At 54.8% G+C, this 12,289-nt stretch carries 10 protein-coding genes and 2 rRNA genes; 3 read left to right on the top strand and 9 right to left on the bottom strand.

Annotation, left to right across the window (positions count from 1 at the left end; genetic code table 11):
• Positions 1 to 156 precede the first annotated feature (156 nt).
• Positions 157 to 3,282: ribosomal RNA gene (locus CDUR_RS03610) — 23S ribosomal RNA — on the bottom strand.
• Between the two features lie 271 nt (positions 3,283 to 3,553).
• Positions 3,554 to 5,096 (bottom strand): 16S ribosomal RNA (locus CDUR_RS03605).
• The 16S and 23S rRNA genes sit together here, the layout of an rRNA operon.
• Positions 5,097 to 5,595: 499 nt before the next feature.
• Between CDUR_RS03605 and deoD the strand changes: the two genes are divergently transcribed.
• Positions 5,596 to 6,312, top strand: coding sequence for a purine-nucleoside phosphorylase (gene deoD, locus CDUR_RS03600; protein WP_179417176.1), 717 nt, complete (start codon positions 5,596 to 5,598; stop codon positions 6,310 to 6,312).
• On the opposite strand, the gene CDUR_RS03595 is transcribed toward deoD, so the two are convergent.
• Both CDUR_RS03595 and CDUR_RS03590 read right to left on the bottom strand, forming a co-directional pair.
• Positions 6,269 to 6,670, bottom strand: coding sequence for a YbaN family protein (locus CDUR_RS03595; RefSeq protein ID WP_290208043.1), 402 nt, complete (start codon positions 6,668 to 6,670; stop codon positions 6,269 to 6,271). The genes deoD and CDUR_RS03595 overlap by 44 nt on opposite strands.
• Before the next feature lie 159 nt (positions 6,671 to 6,829).
• Entirely contained in the window at positions 6,830 to 7,198 is a 369-nt protein-coding gene (locus tag CDUR_RS03590; protein WP_006063276.1) for a roadblock/LC7 domain-containing protein, read from the bottom strand.
• 96 nt (positions 7,199 to 7,294) lie between these two features.
• Between CDUR_RS03590 and CDUR_RS03585 the strand changes: the two genes are divergently transcribed.
• Positions 7,295 to 7,924 (top strand): hypothetical protein, encoded by a 630-nt coding sequence (locus CDUR_RS03585; RefSeq protein WP_179417174.1) that lies wholly within the window; start codon positions 7,295 to 7,297, stop codon positions 7,922 to 7,924.
• Positions 7,925 to 7,927: 3 nt separating this feature from the next.
• The gene (locus CDUR_RS03580; RefSeq protein WP_006063274.1) at positions 7,928 to 8,398 is read left to right on the top strand and encodes a roadblock/LC7 domain-containing protein; all 471 of its coding nucleotides are present in this window, start codon (positions 7,928 to 7,930) and stop codon (positions 8,396 to 8,398) included.
• A gap of 159 nt (positions 8,399 to 8,557) precedes the next feature.
• On the opposite strand, the gene CDUR_RS03575 is transcribed toward CDUR_RS03580, so the two are convergent.
• The 5 genes from CDUR_RS03575 to CDUR_RS03555 form a co-directional block, all read right to left on the bottom strand.
• Positions 8,558 to 8,770: a helix-turn-helix transcriptional regulator gene (locus CDUR_RS03575; protein ID WP_179417173.1), complete on the bottom strand. Its 213-nt coding sequence runs from the start codon at positions 8,768 to 8,770 to the stop codon at positions 8,558 to 8,560.
• A gap of 79 nt (positions 8,771 to 8,849) precedes the next feature.
• Positions 8,850 to 9,203 (bottom strand): hypothetical protein, encoded by a 354-nt coding sequence (locus CDUR_RS03570; RefSeq protein ID WP_179417172.1) that lies wholly within the window; start codon positions 9,201 to 9,203, stop codon positions 8,850 to 8,852.
• The gene (locus CDUR_RS03565) at positions 9,200 to 9,511 is read right to left on the bottom strand and encodes a hypothetical protein (protein ID WP_179417171.1); all 312 of its coding nucleotides are present in this window, start codon (positions 9,509 to 9,511) and stop codon (positions 9,200 to 9,202) included. The genes CDUR_RS03570 and CDUR_RS03565 overlap by 4 nt, the downstream gene beginning before the upstream one ends.
• Before the next feature lie 10 nt (positions 9,512 to 9,521).
• Positions 9,522 to 10,838, bottom strand: coding sequence for a GH25 family lysozyme (locus CDUR_RS03560; RefSeq protein ID WP_179417170.1), 1,317 nt, complete (start codon positions 10,836 to 10,838; stop codon positions 9,522 to 9,524).
• 29 nt (positions 10,839 to 10,867) lie between these two features.
• Positions 10,868 to 12,289: a hypothetical protein gene (locus CDUR_RS03555; protein ID WP_179417169.1), complete on the bottom strand. Its 1,422-nt coding sequence runs from the start codon at positions 12,287 to 12,289 to the stop codon at positions 10,868 to 10,870.

The raw sequence follows: 12,289 nt of genomic DNA, 5'->3' as shown, positions 1-12,289 counted from the left end.
GTTGCGCCAGACACTGCACAGCAGACCACGAAACCACACACCACCAACGGCAGCGACGTCCTGTTTTCATCATTCCTCTGTGTTGTCAACACACGCATATGTTTCCCACACCATGTGCCCTATCGCACACAATCCTGTGGCACACCACCACTATGGGGTGTGTTTGTGTCGGTCATATTAGTATCGGTCATCTCACAACACCTTACGATGCTTCCAACTCCGACCTATCAACCCCCTCATCTACAGGGAACCTCAACAGAAACCTCATCTCACAACAGGCTTCCCGCTTAGATGCTTTCAGCGGTTATCCCTCCCGCACATAGCCAACCAGCCATGCCACCGGCGTGACAACTGGCACACTAGAGGTACGTCCATCCCGGTCCTCTCGTACTAGGGACAGCCTTGTTCAAGTTTCCACGCGCGCGGCGGATAGAGACCGAACTGTCTCACGACGTTCTAAACCCAGCTCGCGTGCCGCTTTAATGGGCGAACAGCCCAACCCTTGGGACCTACTCCAGCCCCAGGATGCGACGAGCCGACATCGAGGTGCCAAACCATCCCGTCGATATGAACTCTTGGGGAAGATCAGCCTGTTATCCCCGGGGTACCTTTTATCCGTTGAGCGACACCACACCCACACGTTGATGCCGGATCACTAGTCCCTGCTTTCGCACCTGCTCCACCCGTCAGTGTCACAGTCAAGCTCCCTTACTGCACTTACACTCTAAAACCTGATTACCAACCAAGCCGAGGGAACCTTTGGGCGCCTCCGTTACCATTTAGGAGGCAACCGCCCCAGTTAAACTACCCACCAGGCACTGTCCCAAAACCCGATCAGGGCCCACAGTTAGATGCACACAACAACCAGAGTGGTATTTCACCAATCGACTCCACACCCACTAGCGTGAATGCTTCCACGTCTCCCACCTATCCTACACAAGCTGCAGCACACACCAATACCAAGCTATAGTAAAGGTCCCGGGGTCTTTTCGTCCTGCCGCGCGAAACGAGCATCTTTACTCGTACTGCAATTTCACCGGGCCTATGGTTGAGACAGCAGGGAAGTCGTTACGCCATTCGTGCAGGTCGGAACTTACCCGACAAGGAATTTCGCTACCTTAGGATGGTTATAGTTACCACCGCCGTTTACTGGGGCTTCAATTACCCGCCTCACACACCACGTGGTGTGCTCACGAGTCCTCTTAACCTTCCAGCACCGGGCAGGCGTCAGTCCGTATACCTCGACTTGCAACGTCTTCGCACGGACCTGTGTTTTTAATAAACAGTCGCTTCCCTCACTTCTCTGCGGCCACACACAACGCACACCGCACAAGGGTGATTGCCGCACATGGCCCCCCTTCTCCCGAAGTTACGGGGGCATTTTGCCGAGTTCCTTAACCATAGTTCACCCGAACGCCTTAGTATCCTCAACCAGACCACCTGTGTCGGTTTCCGGTACGGGCCGTGCACACACATCGCTAGAGGCTTTTCTCGACAGCACAGGCACATCAAACATCCCCAACAATCTGGGTACGCATCACGCCTCACCCTTATATGCAGAACGGATTTACCTATCCTGCGGGCCACACGCTTACACCACAATCCACTCAGTGGCCTTGACTACCAATCTGTGTCACCCCATCGCTTGGCTACCAACGATCAAGATCCCACGCACCACACACCAACAAACACACAACGTGTGAACATCAATGGTAGTGGGTGGTTAGTACAACCGAGTCACCACTGGTCGCGCATACACGGGTACGGGACTATCAACCCGTTATCCATCGACTACGCCTGTCGGCCTCGCCTTAGGTCCCGACTCACCCTGGGAAGATTAGCTTCACCCAGGAACCCTTAGTCATCCGGCGAACACGTTTTCCACATGTTTTTCGCTACTCATGCCTGCATTCTCACTCGCACACACTCCACCACCACTTCCGTGACAGCTTCTCAGCATGCACGACGCTCCCCTACCCAACACACACCAAAGACGTGCATGTTGCCGCGGTTTCGGCGGTGTACTTTATAAGCCCCACTACATTATCGGCGCATCACCACTTAACCAGTGAGCTATTACGCACTCTTTCAAGGATGGCTGCTTCTAAGCCAACCTCCTGGCTGTCTTCGCGATGACACCTCCTTTTCCACTCAGCACACCCTTAGGGGCCTTAACCGACGATCTGGGCTGTTTCCCTCTCGACGTCACGGAGCTTATCCCCCGCCGTCTCACTGCCACGCTCGCATATTATTGGCATTCGGAGTTTAGCTGGCATCGCTAAGATGATCGTCCCGCATCAACCAACCAGTCGCTCTACCACCAACAACAACCACGCAACGCTGCACCTAAATGCATTTCGGGGAGAACCAGCTATCACGGAGTTTGATTGGCCTTTCACCCCTACCCACAGCTCATCCCCTCAGTTTTCAACCTAAGTGGGTTCGCGCCTCCACAATGTTTTACCACCGCTTCACACTGGCCATGGGTAGATCACCCCGCTTCGGGTCCAGAACATGCCACTTAACACACCCTCATTAGGATTCGCTTTCGCTACGACTACCCCACACACACGGGTTAACCTCGCGACATGCCGCTGACTCGCAGGCTCATTCTTCAAAAGGCACGCCACCACCCCACACAAGGGGCTATGACGGATTGTAAGCACACGGTTTCAGGAACTATTTCACTCCCCTCCCGGGGTACTTTTCACCCTTCCCTCACGGTACTAACTACACTATCGGTCACGCCAAGTATTCAGGCTTACCGGGTGGTCCCGGCAGATTCACAGCAGATTCCACGAGCCCGCTGCTACTCGGGAAAATACGCACACACCCCAACCACATGTCTTCAGGTACCGGACTCTCACCGTCTACGGCAGGCGATTCCACACCACTTCCCCTAACACACAATCCAAGGGTGCCAGCCAGTGGTAGCCAGCCAGACACACGCATCCCACAACCCCCTACACGCAACCCCTACCAAGTATCATCCACGCATAGAGTTTAGCCATCACCTCCGCCTTCGCTCGCCACTACTAACGGAATCACATATTGTTTTCTTCTCCTACGGGTACTGAGATGTTTCACTTCCCCGCGTAACCCCCATACCACCTATTTCATTCAGCAGCAGGTGACCGCACATAACCACGGCCGGGTTTCCCCATTCGGACATCCTCGGATCAACGCTTAATCGGCAACTCCCCGAGGCTTAACGCAGCCCTTCACGTCCTTCATCGGCTTGACATGCCCAGGCATCCACCGTGCGCCCTTACAACAAACACACCACCTACACCAACCCCACACACGGGGGTTGCTGCATTCAATGGCGGTGCGCCACACGAAAAACACACACAAAACAACACAAGAAATTAAACAGAAAAATGATTTCGCGTCCACTATACAGTTCTCACACAACACCACCCCACCACCAGCAACCATCATGATCACCAGCAGACAAGGACGTAAAATTCCACACATTTATTATGTGGGACACCCAACAGCCACACCAAGCACCACACCCCCATTATGGATACACACCACATATTCTCCCTAGAAAGGAGGTGATCCAGCCGCACCTTCCGGTACGGCTACCTTGTTACGACTTCGTCCCAATCGCCAATCCCACCTTCGACCACTCCCCCCACCACAAGTGGTGGTTAGGCCATGGGCTTCGGGTGTTACCAACTTTCATGACGTGACGGGCGGTGTGTACAAGGCCCGGGAACGTATTCACCGCAGCGTTGCTGATCTGCGATTACTAGCGACTCCGACTTCATGGGGTCGAGTTGCAGACCCCAATCCGAACTGAGGCCGGCTTTCAGAGATTAGCTTCACTTCACAGTGTCGCAACCCGTTGTACCGACCATTGTAGCATGTGTGAAGCCCTGGGTATAAAGGGCATGATGATTTGACGTCATCCCCACCTTCCTCCGAGTTGACCCCGGCAGTTTCTCATGAGTCCCCACCAAAAATGTGCTGGCAACATAAGACAAGGGTTGCGCTCGTTGCGGGACTTAACCCAACATCTCACGACACGAGCTGACGACAACCATGCACCACCTGTGCACCAACCACAAGGGAGGACGTATCTCTACGCCGATCTGGTGCATGTCAAACCCAGGTAAGGTTCTTCGCGTTGCATCGAATTAATCCACATGCTCCGCCGCTTGTGCGGGCCCCCGTCAATTCCTTTGAGTTTTAGCCTTGCGGCCGTACTCCCCAGGCGGGGCGCTTAATGCGTTAGCTACGGCACAGACTGCAAACACACAGCCCACACCTAGCGCCCACCGTTTACAGCATGGACTACCAGGGTATCTAATCCTGTTCGCTCCCCATGCTTTCGCTCCTCAGCGTCAGTAACTGCCCAGTAACCTGCCTTCGCCATCGGTGTTCCTCCTGATATCTGCGCATTTCACCGCTACACCAGGAATTCCAGTTACCCCTACAGCACTCTAGTCGTGCCCGTATCGCCTGCACGCCCGGAGTTAAGCCCCGGAATTTCACAGACGACGCGACACACCACCTACGAGCTCTTTACGCCCAGTAAATCCGGACAACGCTTGCACCCTACGTATTACCGCGGCTGCTGGCACGTAGTTAGCCGGTGCTTCTTCTCCACGGTACCGTCACCCACCAGGTGGGCTTCGTCCCGGGCGAAAGGAGTTTACAACCCGAAGGCCTTCATCCCCCACGCGGCGTCGCTGCATCAGGCTTGCGCCCATTGTGCAATATTCCCCACTGCTGCCTCCCGTAGGAGTCTGGGCCGTGTCTCAGTCCCAATGTGGCCGTCCACCCTCTCAGGCCGGCTACCCGTCGCCGCCTTGGTAGGCCATTACCCCACCAACAAGCTGATAGGCCGCGGGCTCATCCCACACCGCAATAAAGCTTTCCACCATGACCCCTACGCCATGGTCGTATGTGGTATTAGACCCAGTTTCCCAGGCTTATCCCACAGTGCGGGGCAGATCACCCACGTGTTACTCACCCGTTCGCCACTCGAGTACCCACCACCAAGGTGGCAGGCCTTTCCGTTCGACTTGCATGTGTTAAGCACGCCGCCAGCGTTCGTCCTGAGCCAGGATCAAACTCTCCAACCACAACACACAAACAAATGCGTGTGTCGTGCACAAAACAAAAACAAAATAATAGTGTTTCAAGCGTGTATCTCTTGACAAGAGCAACACACCCCCACCACTACCAGGGTCGGGGTGTGCGACACCCACACAACACTAGTGTGTGGGTGTGTGTAGTACTTGGTACGCTATTGAGTTCTCACACAACAAAAAAGAGGTATTGTCAGCGCTTCTCAAGGTGTCCCTTAATTTTTTATGTTGGTTTAAGGGTTGAGGAGTGACTTTTTCCAACTTACCGGCTTGCAGGGTTGGTTGTCAACTCTGTGTTGGGTGCTGGTTGTTGGTGTCAGTGTTGTTGCGCTGACGTTGTTCTAATATACAGAGTGGTGTGTGGTGTGACAAGTGTGGTGGTCAGGGCACTTTTCTCGCACCAGCAGACGGCACCTTTCACATCGTTGCCAAACATTGTGCACATTCTTAGCATAAGAATCAGATTCTTACCCTTCACCGCCAAGGAGACTTCATGAGCCAGGCCAGCACACCACATATAAACCCACAAGGAGTCCCAATAGCCGAGACCGTGCTTATGCCTGGTGATCCACTTCGAGCACAGTTCATTGCCGAGACGTATCTAGAGAATCCTGTGCAGTTCAATTCAGTGCGGAACATGTTGGGTTTTACTGGAACATATCAGGGCAACCTGGTTTCCGTGATGGGCAGCGGCATGGGTATGCCATCGATATCGATATACGCCTGGGAACTCATTCATGTTTTTGGCGCAAAGAGGCTGATTCGTGTCGGTTCGTGCGGGTCACTGCAGCAAAATCTTGACCTTTACGATGTTGTCATTGCACAGTCAGCGTCCACTGATTCCAACTTCTTACAGCAATACAAATTGCCCGGAACCTATGCCCCAACCGGTTCATGGCCGCTTATCTCCGCTGTGCTAGAGCAAGCACAGCGCCAGGGAGTCATCCCACATGTAGGAAATGTCCTGTCTAGTGATGTTTTCTATAACGCTGACTCCGCCTTCAATGAGCGCTGGGCAAGCATGGGCGTTCTTGCTGTGGAGATGGAAACTGCAGCACTCTACTCGATTGCAGCTCATGCAGGCGTTGAGGCACTGGGAATTTTTACTGTCTCTGACAGTATTGTCACCGGAGCGAAAACCACACCGGAAGAAAGGCAACATGCGTTTACAACGATGATGGAGCTCGCTCTTCCACTTGCTCAGCAGTAAGAACAGGCTTAAGGCGGACGATATGTATTGTGACCAGCGTCGCGATACATCCAAGAATGACAATCACAATCGGCTTACCTGAAAGAAACATGGACAGTCCAATCCCCAACCACATCACCGTCAACGTCCGAACCTTGTGAGGAGTCGTCATCTCCCGTTTTTCGTAGTTACGGAGATACTCTCCAAAAATCCGATGGTTATACAGGTAAGCGTGCATTCGATCAGAGCTTCGCGCAAAACATGCTCCCGCAGCAAGAAGGAACGGCGTGGTAGGCAACAAAGGCACCACTGCGCCTATTGCCCCAAGCACAAGGAACACCGTTCCCAACCCGATCAAGATTCCCTTGAAGACAGTCACACCCCCACTGTAGGGCAGCCTGGCCTCACGGGCCATACTTAAATTTATCTGAGTTTTTGCTTACGTTCAGTCGTTTTTATCGCAAATGCTAACGACCCTCACTATTGTTATCCGTGAGGGTCGTTAGCTAGCAACCAAGCAGTCTTCTAACTGCCAATTCTATCCCAGTTCAGCAACGCGACGCGCAACGGTGGAGCGCAGGAGGGCCAAGTTGCAGTTATCGCTACTGACAGCCACATAGAGGAACAGCTGAGAGTCAAGGAGGCGTACAAGGTGGAGCTGATTTTCCAGGGTGAGAAGCATGTCCACCAGGTTGACCTGAAGGTTCAACGCACGGATGGTCTTGAGCTTAGCTTTCACCATTTCACTGTTGTACGCAGAGGCAACATCCAGGTCAAAGTCGTTGATGCGCGAGACGCTGGCGAGAGACATACCGGTTTCAACATCTACCACCGAGGCCCCCATGAAGCCTTCCAGGTCAGAGGCAATGTTATTGATCAGACGATTAAGTTCTTCTTGGCGTGACATTCACGTTCCTTTCAGTTACTTCTTATCTATACAATCATACCGTTTAGTAGACATGCAAACAAATTGTGATAATTTGTTTCAACTGATGGAGGAAAAATGACTGAACACCCGATTACTAACGAACAACCGCGACGGTCACGGCGTCGAAAAGCAACGGTAGAGGAAGAAATCGCTAATGATGCGATCGTCGGCTCCCCTTCTGATGCCGAGGTTGTGTTCATTGGCCCCGTTGGTGTGGGCAAAACCACTGCGGTGCAGACATTGTCGTCTGTGCCACCAATCAATACTGAAGTCATGATGTTTGAAGGGGCGGAGGAGTTTTTGCACACGTCAAAAACCACCACGACCGTTGGCATTGACTACGGAATGTGGGTACGTCCAGACGGGAAAGTCATCGGATTGTTCGGAACAACCGGACAGGATCGGTTCACCGACTCCCGCACTCCCCTACTCAACCCCGACGCGGGAATCGTGATCTGGCTCTACGGGGACAGCGACACACTAGGCACTGATTTGGGGTCGTGGATCACCACAGCAGGCGGCCCGACCAACAGCCACCGCATCCTTATCGGCGTGAACTATCCCACCGACGAAGGTCTGAACGAGATTAAAGCAACCCTTGAACAGCTCGAACTCGGCCATATCCGCGTCACTACCGCCGATCCTCGAAACATTGACGATGTTCGCCGCGTTGTCAACGACGTTTTACAGTTCAACGGAGTTTAAGCCATGTCAAAGTCCACACAAACAGCAGAAACCGGCGCACGTCATCGCAAAATCCGTGGTCGCGACCTGAACACCAACGACATTGCCGCTGCTGCGCTGCCATTCATCACCAGAATCCGCAGAGAACTTCCCGGCATCCGTGCCGTACTTCTGGGAACCCGCGACGGCATTCACATCTGTTCCGTCGGACTTAGCAAGGCCGAAGACGCCGCCCGCCTGTCCGCCCTAAACTCCTCCATGTATGGTGTTTCAGGCGCTCAGGTACAGCTCATGGGTCATCCTGATGCCGCAGGCGGGGAAACCGTCGTCGCCGTTACCATGCCCGACGAAATTATCATGGTGGTCAGCGTCGACTACGAGCCAGTCAACAACCTCCTCCTCTGGGTCTCCGCCGAGGACACCCAACTAGGAATGGTCATCCACCACATCCGCAACGCGGCCGACGAACTCGCCGAATGGCTGGTTGACGACTAAGGCACTTAACACAACGCACGCAGTTCCACCGCGGCAAAGCCCCCAGTTCAAACCATAAACTGGGGGCTTCATCTGTGGAGCTGCCGGGGAATGAAATACGACGAATATAAATACTGTTCAAAAGGGGTTTTTATCTTCATAGGCGTGTTCATTGCACAATCATTGCACAATCGCGCGGCTTTTTACCCATTGCAACACCTCCCCTTCGCTCCACAACGGCGTGCGGCCGTCCAGTTTCGCCACCGGCTTCGGAGCATTCCGCAATGCCACATACGCGCGCCATGTACCTATGGCGATGCCAGCCTTTGCCGCACACTCCATCGACGTGAGCAATCTCACGCCCGTTACTTCATCGGTAATAATCGGTGTCATCAAACCACCTCCCCATGCAGCGCTAGCGCTGCACAATGCGCAAAACAAAAACGCCCCCGCACAAGGCAGGGGCAAACAACTAGCTAGACTCAAGGCCCAAAGCCCTCGCAGCAATCGGAGAAGGCTCAGGCGGATCAGGGGGGCGTCGCCAAGCGTCATACAGGATGCGTGCGTAGGCGCGCACATAAGCATCGCTCACGCGGTCCTCATGCAGGTCGGCCACTTCCCCCGAAAGACGATCCTTATCATCCTCCAGCTGGTCCACACGCTCCATTAGGCGGCCCAGCACGTCATTATTAGCCCGCCGCGCGTCACCGCGCATCGTCGCAATAGCTGTGAAAAAGCCAAGCGCCGCCGTCAAAACAGACTGAAAAATGACGTTCAGGTCAAGCCCGAAGGGCAACGCCTCCCCAAGAAGGGAGACATTCATCACTTAGCCAGCAGCTCCCGAAGAGTGTCCAACGACACAGTGGGCTTTGCCTTGGGCTTCACCTCAACCGGCTTCGGGGCCTCAGGCGTGGCCGCCGGGGCGGGCACGTGACGCGCGGCCACCATGCTCACCAGCGCCACCACAGCGCCGAAAACCGGCTCCAGCTTATCCACCCACTCGGTCACCACGACGTCATTGGGGACGACACCGAACCACACGAGCACCAAGCCCACGAGCGTGGCCACGGAATAAAGGCCCTTGCGGACCTGTGCGGGGAACACGGCCCCGTCAACTTTCAAATGCTTTGGCATGTGAATCTCCTCACTTGTTGATTGTGGCCTTGGCGTCAGCCAAGACCTTTTCCGGGTCGAGCTTCAACGCATGCATCAGGTAGATCAGCAACACGCGAATCTCCCATGCGGCCGCGTCGCTGAAACGCAGAAAATCGAAGCCGTCAAACTGCTTATCAGGACTGATAAGAGACGGGCGTACAGTAGACAAAATTTCCTCCAATTCGTCGGTTTCGGGGTTGCCCCCATAGAACAGAGCACGTAGCTCCTCCACGCTGCCCCGGAAGGCGTTGACATCAACCTCTGTGAATCCGGCCACATGCCCCTGTGAACCGAACTGCCAAATGACTGGCTTGACATTGCCAAGCGGGTAATCCCACTTGGGGTGTGCGTCACCCGGGTAGATCGCAGCGGGCGGGCCACCAGGGTTTTGCCCGTAGTAGGCCATCCACAGCGCGCCAAGGCCGCTGTCTTTCAGGTCTGGCTCACCTTCGAAAACCCGGCCCTCCCACCAGGGAATGTAGCTGTACATGCCAATGACGCGCACCCCGTTCGCCTCGTACAGGCGCTTGCACTCCCAAATGTCATTGATAGACAAGCCTGCTTCGGTTTCACAGTCAATCCACACGGGGCGTCGCAGGTCGCCCATTACGTCAAGTGACGCATCGACTTGTGCCCGCACGCTTGTACCTTCACTTGGATTGCGCAAGAAATGATATGCGGCGGTTACGAGCCCCGCCGCTTCGGCATCACGCATGTGCGACTGGTAGCACCGGTCGCGATATGTGCCGTCCGTGGTGCGGATAATCGCGAAGCGGATACCTTCATCGGCGGCACGACGCAGGCTGATACCGTCCTGCCATTCGGAAACGTCCACGCCGAAAATTGTTTCACTCATTGGTTTTTCCTCCTTTCGTTGCTGGTTAGGCCACCCAGCGCCTGCAAGTATTGGCTCCGGGTCCAGTCGATCCGGCCCCGGTGGGCTCCACACGTAGCGGTGGAACTCTAGATGCAGGTGCGGGGGGAAGCCGCCGTTAGTGTTCGGATCGGGGTTGATCCGGGCGATGCGTTGCCCTTCCTCCACATGCTGACCTGGTGTGACCTCGGGGATCGTGTGGCCGTAGACGCTGAAGCCGCCGCCAACTTCGGCGGGGTGATCCACGGTTACCCATTGCCCGAAGCCACTTGCGGGGCCCGCGTGCACGACAGTTCCGCTACGAATCGCGTAGACGGGGTGCCCGCCAGAACCGCCGTCGCAGCCGAAATCTGTGCCGTAGTGTATGAAGCCGTCACGCCAACCGAACGGCGATGTAATGTAAAAGCCCTGCTCAACGGGCATCGTTGTCATATATCACATCTCCTTAATGATTAGGGGTTTTAGGCAATGTAAGTAACGGAGAATCTAATGCCGGACGAGCGCATAGAATATTCGGTTATCTCCCCGCTTGGGTTTATGAAAAGTTCGCCAGACATATTTACTGGAGCGACATGAATTATGGAGTGTGGCCTAGCCCACTCGGGCAAAGTTAGGTTAGTTATGTCGCTGAGGGAAGCGCCCGAATTGCTGTTACTCGAATTCGTAGTTATCGTCACCATTCTTCCGGCACGACGAACTTGTATACTGCCATGCGAGTAAAGCGCAGTGATCCCTCCTTGGTCAACATAGCCTTTTGACACTGCCACATTGTCGTTGTCGTAAAACGTGGTTGGATTCACCAATAAATTTCCGTTGCCGTTTCGTCGTGCGATCTTATAGGGAGTGCCGGTTATCGATACATCTTGATTCGAAATAAACCCTGAAATCGCCTGGGAAAGTCCAGAAATTGAACCGATATTCAGTTTATTCATTCGGTCAAGCAGGTTCTGAAAATCCGCTTGACTTGCCTTAGTCGCAAGCTTGTTTAGTAGCTCTCCCTCAAGCGAACCCCCAGCTTTGACGCGGTTCGCAATCTCCTCCAGCGTGTCAAACGCGGCCGGGGCATTACCCTTCAGCTTGTTGATCTCGTTGGTGACAGCGGCGGTGGCCGCATTCGCCGCGCTGTTAGCTGCAACCTGCGCTCGTTGCGCGTGTGTGCCAGCCTCGTTCTTGTACCGTTCAGCAGCTTCCTTCAGGCCCTGCACTTCGGAACGCAGCGTACTGGCCGCGCTCGTCATGATCGAATTAACGGTGTTCGACAAGGTGGAAAAGTTGTCCCGCAACCACTGGTATTTGGCGTCCCACGACTTGAATACCGTCGCCGCCGCGTTCATATCAGACCTTGCTGCATCGGCGTTTTTTAGCTGCTGGTCAATATGCTGCCTAGCTGACTCCACAGCGGAAGCGTGCTGCGACGCGGTTGACGCTGCACCTGAGGCGGTGCTTGCGCTGCCTTCCGCGCTTCTAGCGGCCTTTTCCGCGCGGGTGGCGTTACTTCCTGCTGAAGACGCGCTACCGGAAGCCCGGTCAGCGGACTCCTTAGCGTCCCGCTCCGCTTTTTGCGCGCCCCGGATCACCGCTGGCTCATACTTGATGTGCTGCTCGATCAGCTCGCGTAGCGTAATGCGCCCCGTACCGGCTGGTACCGTCGCCTCAATGGGCTCAGTGTTGGAAACGTTGCGACACCTGAACTGCACTAGCAGCGGCCCCGGCTCCACCTGCGCCTCCCCCACGCCGTTATTCAGGGCGACGACGATAGGGGTTGGGGATACCAGGCGTCCACTAGTCTCGGAAGCCCGCACGGCGGGCGACCGGATCACCACAGAATCGCCAATGCTTGCAGTGCCGCCAACATCCTTGACGTCGATAGTGAGTGTTCGCAT

The sequence above is a fragment of the Corynebacterium durum genome (genome assembly GCF_030408675.1).
Taxonomy (GTDB): Bacteria; Actinomycetota; Actinomycetes; order Mycobacteriales; family Mycobacteriaceae; genus Corynebacterium; species Corynebacterium durum.
The sequence above is the reverse complement of the archived record's forward strand: the minus strand, read 5'-3'. Positions and strand labels throughout refer to the sequence as shown.